The 15,951-nt window shown below is 55.3% G+C and carries 15 protein-coding genes and 1 pseudogene; 6 read left to right on the top strand and 10 right to left on the bottom strand.

Translation table 11 applies throughout. From position 1 onward, the window contains the following. Positions 1-7: 7 nt before the first annotated feature. From XM38_RS07980 to clpP, 3 genes are all read right to left on the bottom strand, one after another. Positions 8-844 carry a hypothetical protein gene (locus XM38_RS07980; protein ID WP_080806027.1) on the bottom strand — a complete coding sequence of 279 codons (837 nt, stop codon included), beginning with the start codon at positions 842-844 and terminating at the stop codon, positions 8-10. A 524-nt stretch (positions 845-1,368) separates the two neighbouring features. Beyond that, on the bottom strand, positions 1,369-1,605 hold the full coding sequence (locus tag XM38_RS07975; RefSeq protein WP_080806030.1) for a hypothetical protein: 237 nt from the start codon (positions 1,603-1,605) through the stop codon (positions 1,369-1,371). A gap of 618 nt (positions 1,606-2,223) precedes the next feature. Next, a complete protein-coding gene (gene clpP / locus XM38_RS07970; RefSeq protein WP_080806033.1) occupies positions 2,224-2,829 on the bottom strand; it encodes an ATP-dependent Clp endopeptidase proteolytic subunit ClpP in 606 nt (201 codons plus the stop codon). A 237-nt stretch (positions 2,830-3,066) separates the two neighbouring features. Between clpP and petN the strand changes: the two genes are divergently transcribed. The 3 genes from petN (at position 3,067) to XM38_RS07960 (ending at position 4,967) form a co-directional block, all read left to right on the top strand. Then, positions 3,067-3,156, top strand: a complete 90-nt coding sequence (gene petN, locus XM38_RS07965; RefSeq protein WP_080806035.1) for a cytochrome b6-f complex subunit PetN — start codon at positions 3,067-3,069, stop codon at positions 3,154-3,156. A gap of 13 nt (positions 3,157-3,169) precedes the next feature. Beyond that, positions 3,170-3,337, top strand: a complete 168-nt coding sequence (locus XM38_RS25845; protein WP_187329327.1) for a hypothetical protein — start codon at positions 3,170-3,172, stop codon at positions 3,335-3,337. A 262-nt stretch (positions 3,338-3,599) separates the two neighbouring features. Further along, positions 3,600-4,967, top strand: a complete 1,368-nt coding sequence (locus XM38_RS07960) for a 16S rRNA (cytosine(967)-C(5))-methyltransferase (protein ID WP_080806037.1) — start codon at positions 3,600-3,602, stop codon at positions 4,965-4,967. Here the strand turns inward: XM38_RS07960 and XM38_RS07955 are convergent. Further along, complete coding sequence (locus tag XM38_RS07955) at positions 4,964-5,476, bottom strand: thiol-disulfide oxidoreductase DCC family protein (RefSeq protein ID WP_080806039.1); 513 nt, start codon at positions 5,474-5,476, stop codon at positions 4,964-4,966. The genes XM38_RS07960 and XM38_RS07955 overlap by 4 nt on opposite strands. A gap of 154 nt (positions 5,477-5,630) precedes the next feature. Next, positions 5,631-6,482: pseudogene (locus XM38_RS07950) on the bottom strand (methyltransferase domain-containing protein). 159 nt (positions 6,483-6,641) lie between these two features. Between XM38_RS07950 and XM38_RS07945 the strand changes: the two are divergent. Then, positions 6,642-7,976, top strand: a complete 1,335-nt coding sequence (locus tag XM38_RS07945) for a TrkH family potassium uptake protein (RefSeq protein ID WP_088429468.1) — start codon at positions 6,642-6,644, stop codon at positions 7,974-7,976. Positions 7,977-8,125: 149 nt separating this feature from the next. Here XM38_RS07945 and XM38_RS07940 read toward each other — a convergent pair whose 3' ends face one another. Further along, positions 8,126-8,842: a biliverdin-producing heme oxygenase gene (locus XM38_RS07940; RefSeq protein WP_080806041.1), complete on the bottom strand. Its 717-nt coding sequence runs from the start codon at positions 8,840-8,842 to the stop codon at positions 8,126-8,128. Between the two features lie 269 nt (positions 8,843-9,111). On the opposite strand from XM38_RS07940, the gene XM38_RS25840 reads away from it, so the two are divergent. Next, positions 9,112-9,261, top strand: a complete 150-nt coding sequence (locus tag XM38_RS25840) for a hypothetical protein (protein ID WP_187329326.1) — start codon at positions 9,112-9,114, stop codon at positions 9,259-9,261. Here XM38_RS25840 and gyrB read toward each other — a convergent pair. Then, positions 9,258-11,198 carry a DNA topoisomerase (ATP-hydrolyzing) subunit B gene (gyrB, locus tag XM38_RS07935; protein WP_088429466.1) on the bottom strand — a complete coding sequence of 647 codons (1,941 nt, stop codon included), beginning with the start codon at positions 11,196-11,198 and terminating at the stop codon, positions 9,258-9,260. The two genes, XM38_RS25840 and gyrB, sit on opposite strands and share 4 nt — an antisense overlap. Before the next feature lie 153 nt (positions 11,199-11,351). On the opposite strand from gyrB, the gene miaA reads away from it, so the two are divergent. Beyond that, positions 11,352-12,344: a tRNA (adenosine(37)-N6)-dimethylallyltransferase MiaA gene (gene miaA / locus XM38_RS07930; protein ID WP_080806043.1), complete on the top strand. Its 993-nt coding sequence runs from the start codon at positions 11,352-11,354 to the stop codon at positions 12,342-12,344. On the opposite strand, the gene XM38_RS28755 is transcribed toward miaA, so the two are convergent. The 3 genes from XM38_RS28755 to XM38_RS07915 all read right to left on the bottom strand — a co-directional run bounded on the left by XM38_RS28755 (position 12,305) and on the right by XM38_RS07915 (position 15,868). Further along, positions 12,305-13,171: a carbon dioxide-concentrating mechanism protein CcmK gene (locus XM38_RS28755; RefSeq protein WP_080806045.1), complete on the bottom strand. Its 867-nt coding sequence runs from the start codon at positions 13,169-13,171 to the stop codon at positions 12,305-12,307. The genes miaA and XM38_RS28755 overlap by 40 nt on opposite strands. 140 nt (positions 13,172-13,311) lie before the next feature. Beyond that, the gene (locus XM38_RS07920) at positions 13,312-13,782 is read right to left on the bottom strand and encodes an LbetaH domain-containing protein (RefSeq protein WP_137455044.1); all 471 of its coding nucleotides are present in this window, start codon (positions 13,780-13,782) and stop codon (positions 13,312-13,314) included. A gap of 25 nt (positions 13,783-13,807) precedes the next feature. Further along, positions 13,808-15,868, bottom strand: coding sequence for a ribulose bisphosphate carboxylase small subunit (locus XM38_RS07915; RefSeq protein ID WP_088429462.1), 2,061 nt, complete (start codon positions 15,866-15,868; stop codon positions 13,808-13,810). Between the last annotated feature and the right edge of the window lie 83 nt (positions 15,869-15,951).

Below are 15,951 nucleotides of genomic sequence, written 5' to 3'. Positions count from 1 at the left end.
ATACTGACTATCGAGTCAACATTTCAGTACCTGGTATGGGACCAAAAATTTGCTCTGAAAGGTCAATCAGGTCCGGATCCCGGAAAATCTGAATGAAATCAGGGTGGTCGAGAAAACCCTTAAACCGTTCGAGCACTTTCATATGACTGGCTTTACCTTGCAATACCTGTTGCTCAAATGAGCTCCCCCCACCATGGTGAGTGATGCGGTCAAGACCATGATCGGTGAAGGGGAGATCCAAAGCATCAGCTAAGCGTTGACGGTAGTCCGCTTGGGTAAACCACTGGTTGAACGCGATCATTACTGTTCCAGGGGGTGTTTGCTGACTGAGGCCAAGGTACTCTCTGGCATATTGCTTCCACAGGTAAATGGTGTCTTCAGATAGGGGCCAACCAGCCTTGAACCAACTGGCGAAGGTATTGTAGGGGTCTCGTAACAACAGTACAGAGTCGCGACGACGGCTGCCACCAACGTATCGCTGGAGTCGAAATGAAGGGTCAAATACGTGGTTTAGGGGCTGATTTTCGTAGGAACAGAGCAAAAGTTGTTTAGAGACTAAGGCACCTGTCCGATCTCGCTCTCGCGGCCAGTAGTCATAGTTGTGATAGGCAATGCCCCAGTTGTTAAACCAGGGATTATGGCGTGGGTTAACTCCGTTGATAAAGCAAGTCTTAAGCGATTGCTGAGCAATGATCCAGTTAATAACGGCATGGTTACCTGAGCGTTGAATGCCGCAAAATTGGATCAGCCTTTCATTAATCGCGCCGGGTAGAACAGCACGCACTTGGCGCAGCCAGGTGCCAGCTCGATGGGGCACCCTAGGCCAGGCTATAGACTGGAACATGCCGAACTACCTGCTTTACAGGTCATCGATTGACAGTCACTTTACTTGATTTACTCAGAAAAGACGACAAGTTAGGGGTCATAGGTCCAATAGCGCCGTCAATGCCAAGGCCACACCAGTGACCATGATCAGCTGCCTGATCAGAATATCTACCAGTAGCCTCAGGGAGGGTTCTGCACCCATACGCCTAAGAGAGCGAATGGACTGATGGGCTAGGCGGCTGGAATACATAGTTACACCGTTTAACCATAGCTGCCATAGTGGACCATCGCCGATGATAAGGGGGTGATGCTGCGCAAGGGCCTTGGTGAGGCTCAACACCCGAGGAGATGATCGAGCTCGCAGGCCTAAGGTGAGGCAAATCACAGCAGCCCTCAGCCTAGTACAGAAAGGCAGAAGGAAAAGGGCAGAAGGCAGAAGGGGAATTCTCGACGTATCAAGGCTTCTGCCTTGAACCAACAGGGGGGGCTATTTCCGCCGACGAGTACTAGACAGACCGGTAGTTTGGCAGCAGCGAGCAGGGCTTACCCTTTTACGGTTACCTGCTGCTGCACCTCAGCCCGCTCAGAGCGGGAAGCAACGGGACTCTGAGTAGACGGTTGGAGGGATTGATGAGAGGTTTTCGCCTCAGAGGCTTCTACAACTTGAGTGGTCCCAACTTGGTCCAACTCATCACAAATGGCCTTGGCCAAGACCATTGCAAAATAGGAAGCGCCGAGATAGAGAATGATATCGAAGGCTCCAAAATACAAGTGGAACATCAGACACTTCTCCCTTGCTTGCGTTACCTCATATCATACCGATAACGCTGAGCTGCAGAGTCCGGGACATAACCACCTAGACATGTTCCTAAGGTAACGGTGCAACCGAGGCGGGCCCCGCTTTAGGCCATCGCCGATGCCACTATGAACCCTATCCGAGGATGAGGGGCTAGGTTTACTAATTTTGCTCGAGGATACTGCTGAGCTATGGCAAATGGGGCGTGGGTTTGCCAAAATACACAGGTAACACTGAGAAGGAAGACTAATCAGGGGCATCTGCCGTTTCTAATCCAGCCCCATTGCCCATTGATTAGTGGATAATCGCGTAGCTTTACATACGATTGTGGTGGCTTGGCGTACTAGGGAGCTTTGTCTGCCTATCTCTCAGGCAAGCTGTGCTTTAGTGTCAGCCATACCCCCGGGGCTATACATATCAGAGGTTCCCGAAGACCTAAAGCGACGCAGTCAGCAGGGAATCAGGAGCCAGAATTCAGTTCCTGGCCAACTTCCGGTTCCTGGATAAGTCGGTGCTTCCCGGCTGAGGTTGATGTTCTTGACGGCGATGCTACTAGTGGCAGCGCCCTAATTCACAACCGAGGCTACTGATAATGGGCAAGGCTAACTCACTACTTGGGGACGGCTGCCTGTGGCGCTGCGATCGATGACTTGATCGATCAGCCCGTATTCCAGAGCATCTTGGGGAGACATGAAAAAGTCTCGCTCTGTGTCTTCGGCAATTTTCTCCAGGGGTTGTCCGGTGTTTTTGGCTAGGGCTTCATTCAACCGTTGTTTCAGGTAGAGGATTTCCTTGGCCTGAATCTCGATATCGGTAGCCTGGCCTTGGGCACCTCCGAGGGGTTGGTGAATCATGATTCGAGAATTGGGTAGACTCATGCGTTTGCCCTGCTGACCAGTGGCCAATAGAAAGGCGCCCATACTGGCCGCCAAGCCCACGCAGATGGTGCAGACATTGGGGCGAATGTGGTTCATGGTGTCAAAAATGCCCAATCCGGCCGTTACCGAGCCGCCGGGGGAGTTGATGTAGAGGTAGATGTCTTTATCGGGGTCTTCTGCTTCCAGAAACAGAAGCTGGGCCACGATTAGGTTGGCAGACTCTGCCGTCACTTCTTGGCCTAAAAACACGATGCGCTCTCGCAGCAGGCGAGAGTAGATGTCAAAGGCTCGCTCGCCACGGCCTGACTGTTCGATAACGGTTGGAATCATGGAGCCCACTATCTCTATCGTACGTACTGATCTGATTCTATCGAGTTCCAGCCAAATCCATAGGCGAGATAACCGGCCTCTGACAGGCTGGGTCGGCTAAAAGGGTATGCTGCGATTCCTAGTCGTTGCCACAGGGCTTGATAATCCCTTGTCCCATTACCCACTCCAACCTGTAGCCATTATCGGTCAAACTTTACCGTATGATAGAAAGCAGACAATGTTGACAATGCTTGATCTATGGACATTCTGACGCTCGGTTGGGTCTCCCTGTTGGTAGTTTTCACTTTCTCAATCTCCCTAACAGTGTGGGCTCGCAACGGTTTCTAGCAGCGACAGAGTCATGGAGTCACTCTTACAATCTCCATCCCAAGTCTTTAGCGTCCTCGCCGTCGCCGCCCTGGTCCTGTTGGTAATCGTCACCAGCGGAGTCATCTATCTGACAGCTGTGGAATGGCGAGATCGCCGTCGTCGCAAGCGAGACTCAGGCACTGCCAAGAAGAAGAGCTGAGAGGCGCTAGGAAGGTCAACATGAAGCGACGGCGGTCGCTTTGCGGGGTGCTCTGTCTACTGCAGGCACCCGCTAGTGTCATGGCCTGCTGCGGCTACTCTATGGCAGAGCTGATACCAGTTCTCAGTTATCGAGTTCCCCAGACAGGCCGCAAGGGGTGAGGGGGCAAGATGTGTCGCCGTCATTCTTCAAAGAATTGATATTAAAGCCAGTGCAGCCGAGTGCGGGCGCACACCGTCGATCACCGAAGGAAGCGTTGAATTTGACACCGTCTAGAGGGACCCAATCCTCTCCCTTAGATGCTCGGCAGCTAGCCTTTCAGAGTCTGCGGGCGATATATAGTGGTGCCTACGCGGACGTCGCCCTCCACCGTGCCTTAACGACGAAGGGGCTAGCCGAGCTGGATCGTCACTTAGTCACTGAGCTGGTCTACGGCTGTGTGCGGCGGCAACGCACCCTGGACGCCCTGATCGATCAACTCGGGCGGAAACCGGCTCAACAGCAGCCTCCCGAGTTGCGTATCATTTTGCATCTGGGCTTCTATCAGCTGCGGTATCTAGACCATATCCCGGCCTCAGCGGCGGTCAATACCAGTGTCAATTTAGCCAAGCAAAATGGCTACAGTCGTCTGAGTGGAGTGGTCAACGGTATTCTGCGAGGGTATGCTCGCCAGCAGCCTCACGATCCCCTGCAACTGCCTACAGATCCTATCCAAGCCTGCGCTGTGGATTATAGCTTTCCTGACTGGATGATGCGGCTATGGTGGCAGCAGCTAGGATCGGACGAAGCTCGGCAACTATGCGATTGGCTGAATCAACCGCCCCACATTGATTTGCGGATTAATCCCCTGAAGACGTCTCTGGAAGCCGTCGAGGTTGCTTTCCAGACCGCGGGGATCGAGACCGTACGGCTACCAGGTCTGCCCCAGGCCCTGCGCCTGCGCCATCACCAAGGCAGCATTCCCAAATTACCAGGCTATGACCAGGGCTGGTGGATGGTGCAAGACAGCAGTGGCCAGCTGGTGGGTCAGCTGTTGGCCCCCCAGGCTGGGCAGGTGGTGATCGATGCCTGTGCCGCCCCCGGTGGCAAAGCCACCCATCTGGCCGAGTTGATGCAGGATCAGGGGCAGATCTGGGCTTGCGATCGCACCGGCTCCCGCCTCCGTAAGATTCAGCAGAATGCCCGTCGCCTGGGGCTGACTGCCATCAAAACCTATACCGGCGATAGCCGCCATCAGCCCAAATTCCATGGCCAGGCCGATCGGGTCCTGGTGGATGCCCCTTGCTCCGGCCTCGGCACCCTGCACCGTCACGCCGACGCCCGCTGGCGGCAAACCCCCGAGACGATCCAAGACCTGAGCCAGCTACAGCAGGATCTACTGACAGAGGCCGCTCGCTGGCTGCAGCCGACAGGGCGGCTTGTCTACGCCACCTGTACCCTGCACCCTGCCGAGAATGAGGCCATCGTTGAGCAGTTTTTGCAAACCCACCCCGACTGGCAGATTGAGCCGCCCTCCTGGGAAATCGCCGCGGTAGCTGCGGTAGCTCCCCAAGGATGGGTGAAAGTCTGGCCCCATCGGCACCACATGGATGGCTTCTTCATGGTGGCCCTAGAGCGGCGGGCTGCTTAATCTAGGCGGCAGCGGCCGGCCGCTGCCGATTGTCGCTGGCGCTGTTGCCGGTGCTGCCGGATGGTCTCTAGGTCCGGGCGACCTGTTAATCGCAAGCGCCAATCGGCCCAGAGGCCATAGAGCCAATCCACCACCGGGCCAATCAGGGGCCAACGGGTGGCGGCATAGACCCAGCCCAGGCCCAACACGTCATATACCTGGCGAAAGACCTCGACATTTTTAATCACGGTGCCATCGGCCCGCACGGCATGAATGCGCCCCATAGCCGTCTCAAAATCAATGCCGCCATGCTCCTCGGGGCAGTAGTCATCGGCGGCAATATCGACAAAGGCTACCAAGCCGCGGCCACCATCGCGCCGTCGCAGGAAATTGACCTCCCGCATACATAGGGGACAGTTGCCGTCGTACAACAGCTTAATCTGCCAGGAGGGTGATTCAGGCGTGCTAACAACGGTCCCTTTGCAGGAACTCTCGGAGGTAGACGGAGATGGGGTCATGGTGCGGCTCATGCTTGAAACATAGGATAGGGAGCCCGATGACTAAAGCCCTGGGAAGGAAGACTCCGCAAGACTCCCAGACATTTAGCAAGCATCTAGAGAGCTATTTGAGGGCATTAGCCGGTTTCCCTATCTTCAGTGTAAAAACATCACTAGGACCGTGCCATTAACGGATAGCCGACAACAGACCGTAGCGCACCAGGCCCCGGTCAAAGCCCCAGCGCGCATGAATCCTAAGGCCAGAGCTCCCTGCAGGGTAGGCCAGCCTGTCTGCAGCAGACCTGCGATCGCATCGGGCTGCAAAAACCGACTCAATCACTGCATCCCAGAAGGGGGCCACCGCCACCGACCAATCAGCCAGCCGAATCCCAGTGAATCCCACTTGCTGGGCCAGCCGACCATAGGCTGGCAGCGATATCACATAGGGCAAATGATAGACCTGGTAAAGAATCTCGAGATGGCCGATTTCATCTAGGGTCAGGCCTCCCCCTAAGGACTCGGTAGGACGGTGGCACCAGGTCGCCATCAATAACTGCCCCCCGGGCTTCAGCAACCGGTAGCATTCCCGCAGAAAGGCCACCTTATCAGGCATGTGCTCCCCACTCTCCATAGACCACACCAAGTCAAAGCCTTGATCTGCAAAAGGCGTCTGCAGGGCATCCGCCACTCGAAACGTCACCTGGTCCCCTAACCCGACCGCATTAGCCCGCTCCCTGGCCCGCTCAGCTTGTACCGGGCTCAAAGTAACGCCCGTCACCCGGCCCCCAAACCGCTCCGCCAATACCAGGGCGCTGCCGCCAATGCCACAGCCCACATCTAGGATCTGTGCCGCGTCCCGCACCTTTCCCCAGGCCAGCACCTTGTCGATCAGGTCAATCTGGGCCTGGCGTCGAGGCTTACGATGCCGTCCCTGCTCACCGTAATAGCCATGGTGCATATGCTCTCCCCAAATCTGCTCCCACAGACCCGAAGAGGCATCATAGAACTGCTGAATTTTCTGAGAGAGGGAATCAGCCATTGGGGTAGAGGCCAGCCAGATAGAACATTATTAGGACGACCGGCCCGGTTCTCAGGACAGCCGCCAGAAGCATAGTAGTCGGGATCGGCAACTCATGGAAAGATAAGGGGTCATGGCCTCTGAAGATCCCAGCCAGCCCCCATTTTTAGATATCTACCCATGACCGTCTCCCGTACCATCTGTCTTGGCTTTCTGGCTCTGATTACGGCAGGTACCCTCCTGCTACTCTTGCCCATCGCCACCGCCGATGGTCAGTGGAATTCTCCCCTGATCGCCCTGTTTACCGCCACCTCCGCCGTCTGTGTCACTGGCCTGATTATCGTCGACACCGGCAGTTACTTTTCCCCCAGCGGCCAGGCCATCATTTTGTTGCTGATTCAGGTGGGAGGGTTAGGGTATATGACTGCCACCACCTTTTTGCTACTGCTGTTAGGGCGCAAATTAGGGTTGCGCGATCGCCTCGCGCTGCAACAGTCCATGGATCAATCAGAACTAGCTGGGGGTCGGCGGCTGGTGCTCTCCATCATTCTGATGACTCTGATCTTGGAGCTCACCGGAGTCTTCTTGTTGATGCCCCTGTTTTCCCCCGACTTCGATGCCGCTCACAGCCTCTGGCTGGCTGTATTTCATAGCATCAGCGCCTTCAATAATGCCGGCTTCAGTCTGTTCGCAGATAGTCTTATCGGCTATGCCCAATCTCCTTGGATGACTCTAGTCATCAGCGCCTTGATTATTCTGGGGGGCATCGGCTATCAGGTGATTATGGAAGCGATGCTATGGCTCCGCGATCGCATCCAAAGACGGCGAAGCCTGCGCATCTTTTCCCTGCACTTCAAAATTGTCACCAGCACCACCATCATCCTGTTAGGACTGGGAACCATAGCGCTCCTCTCCACCGAGTTCAACAACCCGGCCACCCTAGGACTGGCCAACCTCCCCGACAAACTGATAATGGCCTGGTTTCAGTCTGTCACCACCCGTACTGCCGGTTTCAATAGCATCGATATTGGCCAGATGGAAAACACTTCCCTCTTCATCATCATTGCCCTGATGTTTGTCGGGGCCAGCCCAGGTAGTACTGGCGGCGGCATTAAAACCACTACCCTGCGCATCCTGCTTGCCTGCACCCGTACCGTCCTGCAGGGCAAGGAAGAGGTCCTCTGCTTTCAGCGCCAAATTCCTAGCTCCCGAGTCCTCAAAGCCATTGGAGTGGTGATGGGTTCTGGCCTCACCGTGATTGGTACCACCACCCTCATCTCTATCACCGACCCCGAGTTCAACTTCATTGCCATCCTATTTGAGTCGGTCTCGGCCTTCGCCACCGTTGGCCTATCCGCTGGCATCACCGCGGACCTGACCATCTGGGCCCAACTGGCGATCATTGCCACTATGTATGTGGGTCGGGTGGGAGTCTTACTCTTCATGGCTACGATTTTGGGAGATTCTAGCCCCAGCGTCATTCACTACCCAGAAGAAGACTTATTAGTGGGATGATTAGTGGGATGACTCAGAGTCCAGTGCCTCTCTGGTTCAGTGACGTGCTCAGCTGATTGGCCCACGCGAGAGCTCTGCTCAGCAAAAACAACACCCTGAGGAATTCCCCAGGGCGTCCTACATTGTCCTACTTATTGATAGAGGGCTCCCTATTCCGCCGTGGCCAACTCTGTGCTGCCGCGGCGGCGACGATTAGTCAGACTATTGAAGAGCATCTGGCCAATCGCCTTGATCAGATTCCCCTCTAGTTCTTGGAACATCTCCATGTTGAGCTTAAAGGCATAATTGGCTTCTTCCACAATCCGCTCGGCCATGGCCTCATCCACCGGAGCCTCATCTAAAGCCTGACGATACTGAGCCTTAAATGCTTTCTCATCGGTAATAGTGTCGAACTCGTAGAAGGCTGTTCCCTCACCTTCAGACAGATTCATCGCCCGCTGAGCAATCCCCTTGAGGATCTGTCCCCCGGACAAATCGCCTAAATAACGGGTATAGGAATGGCCTACCAGCAACTCAGGCTGGGTATTGGCAACGTCCCGAATCCGGTCGACATAGGCTTGTCCTGCCGCAGTTGGGGCCACTTGCTCCCGCCAATTAGCCCCAAAGTAATAAGCCAAATCCGCTTCCAAGGCTACTTTCCGATGCAGCTCAGGAAAGTAAACTTTTGAAACAACTGGGTGCTCCCGATGACGCTCTAGCTCCTCTTCCATTGCCGTGTAGGCAAAGTAAAAATTGGCGACGAGCTTGCGGTAGGAGTTCTTTTCAACTACCCCCTTCAGGAAGCAACGTACAAACCCCATGTTTTCAGCCATGGTGTGGGCTTTTTTCGTACCCTCGCGGAGTTTAGTCGCCAGATTACTGCTCATATTAAACGTCTCGCTAAAAATCTAGACCTTTTGCAATACCCAAATGGGTCGGAAAAACGCGTAGCCTTCCCCTTGTAAGCAATGCCACGATTGTTAACCTAAAACGATTTGATCAGCCTTTGCATTACAAATTCTTACAGAGCTTCTCGCCCACACAAACCAGAGACCCCCTATCAGTTGGCCATTTCAGGCTGAAAATAGAATTTTTCTAGGTCTGGAATTCGACATTTTTTTACATCTTCCTTAATAGAGGAACCCGACGTTATCCCATGCTTCGATCCGGAGAATCCCAGACGGCCCAGAACGAGGCCGTCTATACCCCCTTGACGCGGCCGTTAGCAACAGGATTGGCTCTAGCCAAGGTCAGCTGCGGCGTTCTCCTGGCCAAACGTCGGGCCTGGGCCTTAGATATAGCTTAGATATCGAGATCCTCCAGCTTCAGCTTGGGACCATGGGTCTCGATAAATTCTCGTCGGGGCGCCACCCGATCTCCCATCAATACCGTAAAGATGCGATCGGCTTCGGCGGCATCTTCGATCTCGACTTTTTTCAGGGTGCGGGTCTCAGGATTCATGGTGGTATCCCAGAGTTGGGTGGGCATCATTTCCCCCAACCCCTTAAACCGCTGCACCGAGTAATTGGCATTGGCGGGCAACTCATTGGCGATCAGCTGGTCCAGTTCCCGATCACTGTAGCAATACCAATGGCTGCGGCCCCGTTCCACCTTGTAGAGGGGAGGGCAGGCAATATAGACATAGCCCTGATCCACCATCTCTCGCTGATAGCGATAGAAGAAGGTGAGCAGCAGCGTACGAATGTGGGCCCCGTCCACATCGGCATCAGTCATGAGACAGATGCGATGATACCGCAACTGGGAGGAGTCGAAGTCTTCACCTTTGATCCCCAGGCCCAGGGCAGTGATCAGGGCTTGAATCTCCGTATTTTTGTAGATCTTGGTGTCGTCCGTTTTCTCGATATTGAGGATCTTGCCGCGCAGGGGCAGGATGGCCTGGAAACGACGATCTCGGCCTTGTTTGGCACTACCACCGGCCGAATCTCCCTCCACGATAAAAATCTCTGATTCGGCTGGATCTCGACTGCTGCAGTCGGCCAGTTTGCCCGGCAGGGTGGAGGACTCCAACACGGATTTGCGACGCACCAGTTCTCGAGCTCGTCGAGCCGCTTCGGCCGCATTGAAGGCTTGGATGGCCTTCTCAAGAATGGCATCGGCGACGTTGGGATGGAAGTCGAGGTATTCCGTCAGCCGTTCATTGACCAGGGAATCCACGATGCCGCGGACTTCTGTATTACCTAACTTGGTTTTGGTTTGACCCTCAAATTCCGGGTCGGGGACTTTCACGGAGATGATGCCGGTCAACCCCTCACGAATATTTTCACCCCCTAAGTTGGCCTCCCCTTCTTTGCGCTTGTTGCGCTTACGGGCGATGGTATTCATGGTGCGGGTCAGTACTGCCTTTAGACCCTCTAGATGAGTACCACCGTCGACGGTGCGGATGTTGTTGGCAAATCCCAGCAGGTTGTCGGTATAGGCATCGGCACACCACTGTAGGGCGGCCTCCACCTGCACGCCATCGCGCTCACCCTCAATAAAAATGATTTCGTCGTGCAGGGGCTGCTTATCGTGGTTGATGTAGGCGATGTACTCACGGATGCCGCCAGCGTAGTGAAAGGTGGAGACTCGTGGGTCATTGCTGTCTAGCAGATGCAGACGATAGTCGCTGAACACAATCTCCACGCCGGCATTGAGATAGGCCAATTCTCGCAACCGCCCAGCCAAGGTGGAATAGTCGAACTCGATGCCGGTGGTAAAGATCTGCTTATCCGGCATGAAGGAGATGGAGGTTCCCCGGCGCTCACTGGGATCGGCTTCGGTTTCTAACTCGGTTACTGACAGCCCCCGCTCGAAGCGTTGACGGTGGACAGTGTCTTCGCGCCAGACGGTGACCTCTACCCACTCAGATAGGGCGTTGACCACGGAGATGCCCACCCCGTGGAGTCCTCCAGACACTTTGTAGCCGCCGCCACCAAATTTACCCCCGGCATGGAGCACTGTCATCACTGTCTCTAGGGCCGACTTGCCGGTGCGGGGGTGAATATCAGTGGGGATGCCGCGGCCATCGTCGATGACGGTCACAGAGCCATCTTGGTTGAGACTGATTTCGATGCGATCGCAATAGCCAGCTAGGGCTTCATCGACGGAGTTATCGACAACCTCGTACACTAAATGATGAAGTCCTCGCGGGCCAGTGCTGCCAATGTACATGCCAGGACGCTTGCGGACAGGCTCCAATCCTTCCAGAACCTGAATCTGCTCAGCACCATACTCGGTTGCCATAGATAACTCGCTCCTACAATCGGCTCCTAAGATCCCACCCAAAATCGACTTAGAGCCGCCTTAACCAAACATCACGAAAAAACACAACAAGATTCTAACACAAACGGGTCTGACAGCATTCTAAAGGGCTCTCAGCTTAAGTCTAACAGTGGGATGGATCATCCAAAAATTCATGCTCGTTCCAGAGTAAGTTCATATGTTCCAATTCTAATCGCAATCGGGGGAGCCACGGCGACCGGAAAAACGGGCTTGGCCATCGCCTTAGCAGAACGCCTGCAGGGGGTCATCCTCAGTGCCGACTCCCGGCAAGTGTATCGTGGCTTCGACATCGGCACCGCCAAACCGACTCCACAGGAGCAAGCCAGGGTGCCTCACTACCTGATTGATATCCGTGAGCCTACGGATACTCTTACCCTGGCCACCTACCAGCAGACTGCCCAGGCCATCATTGCAGACAGCCACAGGCAGGGCACCGTGCCGTTGCTGGTGGGCGGCACGGGGTTATACCTGGAGGCAATAGTCAAAGGCTTGAAAATTCCCCCCGTCGCTCCCCAGCCAAGGTTGCGATCGCACTTCACCCAGTTGGGGCAACCCCATAGCTATCAGTTGCTACAGGTCGTCGATCCCACCGTTGCCCAGCGCATTCATCCCAACGATGCCGTCCGCACCCAACGGGCCCTAGAAGTCTACTATGTCACTGGCCAACCCATCTCCACCCTGCAAGGGGAAGTCCCTCCCCCCTATCCCGTGCTCTATCTGGGCCTCGATTGCGATCGCCAGAGCTTGGCGCAACGCATTGCTCATCGCACCGACACCATGATCGCGATGGGTTTAGTAGCTGAAGTAAAGGCCCTGATCGACCGGTACGGTCCCGACTTACCCCTACTCAGAACCCTGGGATATGACGAAATTCGCCGGTATCTGGCCGGAGACTGCTCCCTAGCTCAGGCCAAACAGCTGATTATCCAACACACCGGCCAATTTGCTAAGCGCCAGCGCACCTGGTTCCGCCGTCGGGCCCCTATCACTTGGTTCGATGCAGAGGCCACCGATCTGCTAGATCAGGCCTGGAGTCGGGTAGCTAGATTCATGGACGCGACTCAGGCTCAGAAATGGTCCTCTGGATCTGGTAGATCTAGGGGCTGAGGCTGTCGTTCTGGCCCTGTCTCCGGCCGCAAATTTAGGGGGCGCTGCTCGGTTTCTGGCAACGGTCTTTGGGCTTGGGTAACCTCGACCTGGGATTTTTCTAAGGCCACCAGTTCCTTGGCCTTTTCCTCCAGGTTGAGCGGCAGCCGTAGTGGCGTATCGTGGACCATCTGCTTCACCTTGGGCAAGACCTGCTCCAGGTCGTCTAGGGGACGAGGAATCACCATAACGGCATGTAGCTCACCAATTCGTTCGGCCTCATGCATGCCGGCATCAATGGCGATGGCCACATTGGGCAGGGACCCGCGAATGATGATAGTGCAGAGGCCAGAGCCAATGGTCTCATGGGCCACCAGGGTGATCTCCGCCGATTTGGTCATGGCATCGGCCGCTCCTACCATGGCCGGGAAGCCCCGAGTTTCTAGCAGGCCAATGGCTTGATTCGTCAGACGGCCTCGGCCCACCTGCTGTAATTCATCCAGTCGAGCACAGATGGGTAGCACCGCCTCCAGATTAGACTGAGGCCTGGGAATCACGCTGGAGCTGACATACTGACTGAACTGCTGGGCCGTTTCGATACCGGCCTCAACCGCCATGCGCACATTAGCCACTCCCCCTCGCACAATGGCCGTACACTGGCCACTACCTGTTTTTTCATAGCCCACCAGAAAGACATCCGCCGCTTTCAACATGGCATCGGCAGTGCCAATGATGGCTGGAAAGCTTTCGGTAGAGACCATTCCCAAGGCCGCGCCCCGCAAAGAACGTCGCTGAGACGCCTGGGTGCGAAGACGGGAGCGAGCGGCAGGATTGAGGTCCGTTTGCATGGCTAGCCTCTCTAAGTTGACGAGGTCCACCCCTTAATTCTACGAGCTGTCCTCAGAAGCGGACGATTTTAATTGCTGACGGTAGGGAAATAGGGTATTCATGAGCTGTTCCACCTGCTCACGCCCATACACCCGCGAGGTCACCCCCGCCGGGGCAGCAGCCCCATTGGTAGATGGGGCCGCGGCAGACGCAGACGCTGGGAGAGGGGGGACGGGCTCCGTTGGTGGAGGGCTGGTCGGTAGCCACAGGCTGCTGATTGCTGCCATCCCCCCAGCAGGGAATTGGCTGGAACAACTTGTTCCGATGCGATCGCAGGATTGATGATCGTACTTTCCGCACCAATACAGGCCCGAGTACCAATCTGTCCCTGACCAACCACCACCACATCACTACCCAAGTTGGCATCAGCCTCTATAGTTAGCGTGCCCTGCCAAGCCTGAATAATCACGCCTTTGCCGATGCAGACCCCCGACTGGATTACCAGAGAGGCATTGGCAGCCGCCTCTAGCACTACCCCTGCCGCAATTATTGCCCCTGGTTCAACCTCCACAGGGCCATGGAGATAGTATTCGGAACCGTGACTAAGCTGCGAGGGAAACCAATCGGACATAGAGAAGGAGGATGACCGAAAAGAGCTACGGACGCTGGATCGTCGTCTCTAACACACGGCGCTTCGCTTGGGGATCAATCCCTACCAAGCGGACATATTCGCCACTGTAATCCTGCAGCCGACTCGTTAACGCCGACAGCACTTCGTTGGGACGTTGTCCATCTAAGGGAGGACTACTGCGCCAAGCCCCACTACGGTAGCGGCGGGCATCTGCATGTTCTAAGCCGATGCGATACCCCTGGTTAATCAGTTGGTTAACCTGCTGCACCAGCTCATCCCCTAGGGAAGACGAGGCCCTAGCCCCATTATTACTGGTTTGATCAGGCGCAGATGGAGAGGCTGCAGCAGGGGCTACCGACGCAGGAGAAGAGGACGGGGTCATCGGCTCATCCCCAGGTCGCTGAATCGTTACCGGTGCCACCCGCCGATTAGCCTGGGGATCAATTCCAAACAGCCGCACATATTCACCCTGGTGGTCCGCCAGACATTGCTCTAGGGCCGATAACACCTCAGACTCACGATTTGATTGAATCGGGGCACAAGTCCTCCAAACATTGCTGCGATAGCGACGGGCATCGGCATGCTCAGTGCCGATGCGATAGCCCTGACTCAGGTGCCGCCTGACTTGCTGCACCACCTCGGCCGGTAGTACACTCCGGGTCGCCGCTGAGCCACTAGATGAGCCACTAGATGTCGTAGCCGAGCTGGTGGCAGGAGCAGCAGTCCCCTTGCCATTGAGATGAATTGGCTTACCATCAGGCCGTTGGATCGTTATCGGCGCTACCCGCCGCTTAGCCTGGGGATCGATGCCGAACATGCGCACGTATTCATTGCTGTGCTCAGCCATACAACCTTCTAAGGCCGCCAGTACTTCTGACTCACGGCTAGATTGAATGGGAGCACAGGTCTTCCAGACATTACTGCGGTAGCGGCGAGCATCGGCATGCTCAGTACCAATGTGATAGCCCTGGCTCAGATACTGTCGTACCTGGCTAACCACCTCTGCCGGCAGCCTTCCTGGGGCCATGGCCTGGCCACTACGGGAGTTAGCTACTCCCTTAGCCGGAACAGCCGTTGCCTTGCCATTCAGGTGCACTGGCTTGCCATCAGGCCGTTGAATGGTCACCGGTGCCACCCGCCGCTTGGCCTGGGGATCGATGCCGAACATGCGCACGTATTCATTGCTGTGCTCAGCCATACAACCTTCTAAGGCCGCCAATACTTCTGACTCGCGGCTGGATTGAATGGGAGCACAGGTCTTCCAGACATTACTGCGGTAGCGGCGAACATCAGCATGCTCAGTGCCAATGCGATAGCCCTGACGGAGGTACTGTCGCACTTGCTGAATGATCTCTGGAGTCAAATTTTGAGATTGCATCGTACTCAATCCATCGCGTTCGTTTGTTGCATGTCGAGAATGCTGGGCCTTAGACGAAAGCCCCTCTACCTGTTTTGAAGAAGAGTAATGATGATGACTATGAACCGGTTGGCTGGCGAAAGCCTGTTCACTCCGGAAATCCCTCGAACGCAGTCCATGATTGTCCCCTGAAATTTCTTGAGCTAACTCCAAATCGGTAGCCCGTACATCTGGCAACCGATCCGCTTCATCTTGAGTTGTCACAGTCACACCCGAGGGCACAAATTTTCCCGGCGGAACTTCCACATCCTGAACTAGGGCATGCATCATGACGATACAGCCCTGCCCCAGGCGGGCATTAAAAATAGTTGAACGAAATCCTATAAAGCACTCCTCACCGATATAAGCTGGGCCATGAATCAGCACTTTATGGGTAATACAGGACCGTGGCCCAATCCATACCGAATAGGGCACCTGGTCTTCTCCAAGTACCCGACCTTGCTTCAAGCCATGGATAACCACCCCATTCTGAATAGTGGTGGCTTCGCCAATAAAAAATGGTGCACCTTCATCGGCTCGAATGGAGGTACCCGGTGCTACATAGACATCCGCTTCAATGCAAATATCGCCAATCACCTGGGAGAACGGATGAATGTAAGCCCTAGTGTGGATATTAGGTTCGGCTAGCTCCTGAGATAACGAAGGTGCCGCTGTACTGCGGACAACCATGGACAACATGCCTCCAACGAAATCTAGCCCAAGGATGGGCTCCCATTTCAATCTACTGACGACGTCCTACCACAACACGATCA

The organism is Halomicronema hongdechloris C2206 (assembly GCF_002075285.3).
Classification (GTDB): Bacteria; Cyanobacteriota; Cyanobacteriia; order Phormidesmidales; family Phormidesmidaceae; genus Halomicronema_B; species Halomicronema_B hongdechloris.
The sequence above is the reverse complement of the archived record's forward strand: the minus strand, read 5'-3'. Positions and strand labels throughout refer to the sequence as shown.

Bases quoted from the DNA above. Each gene is read 5' to 3' on its own strand.
- XM38_RS07980 (WP_080806027.1), bottom strand. From the start codon at position 844: ATGTTCCAGTCTATAGCCTGGCCTAGGGTGCCCCATCGAGCTGGCACC.
- XM38_RS07975 (WP_080806030.1), bottom strand. From the start codon at position 1,605: ATGTTCCACTTGTATTTTGGAGCCTTCGATATCATTCTCTATCTCGGC.
- clpP (WP_080806033.1), bottom strand. From the start codon at position 2,829: ATGATTCCAACCGTTATCGAACAGTCAGGCCGTGGCGAGCGAGCCTTT.
- petN (WP_080806035.1), top strand. From the start codon at position 3,067: ATGGACATTCTGACGCTCGGTTGGGTCTCCCTGTTGGTAGTTTTCACT.
- XM38_RS25845 (WP_187329327.1), top strand. From the start codon at position 3,170: ATGGAGTCACTCTTACAATCTCCATCCCAAGTCTTTAGCGTCCTCGCC.
- XM38_RS07955 (WP_080806039.1), bottom strand. From the start codon at position 5,476: ATGAGCCGCACCATGACCCCATCTCCGTCTACCTCCGAGAGTTCCTGC.
- XM38_RS07945 (WP_088429468.1), top strand. From the start codon at position 6,642: ATGACCGTCTCCCGTACCATCTGTCTTGGCTTTCTGGCTCTGATTACG.
- XM38_RS07940 (WP_080806041.1), bottom strand. From the start codon at position 8,842: ATGAGCAGTAATCTGGCGACTAAACTCCGCGAGGGTACGAAAAAAGCC.
- XM38_RS25840 (WP_187329326.1), top strand. From the start codon at position 9,112: ATGCTTCGATCCGGAGAATCCCAGACGGCCCAGAACGAGGCCGTCTAT.
- gyrB (WP_088429466.1), bottom strand. From the start codon at position 11,198: ATGGCAACCGAGTATGGTGCTGAGCAGATTCAGGTTCTGGAAGGATTG.
- miaA (WP_080806043.1), top strand. From the start codon at position 11,352: ATGGATCATCCAAAAATTCATGCTCGTTCCAGAGTAAGTTCATATGTT.
- XM38_RS28755 (WP_080806045.1), bottom strand. From the start codon at position 13,171: ATGCAAACGGACCTCAATCCTGCCGCTCGCTCCCGTCTTCGCACCCAG.
- XM38_RS07920 (WP_137455044.1), bottom strand. From the start codon at position 13,782: ATGTCCGATTGGTTTCCCTCGCAGCTTAGTCACGGTTCCGAATACTAT.
- XM38_RS07915 (WP_088429462.1), bottom strand. From the start codon at position 15,868: ATGGTTGTCCGCAGTACAGCGGCACCTTCGTTATCTCAGGAGCTAGCC.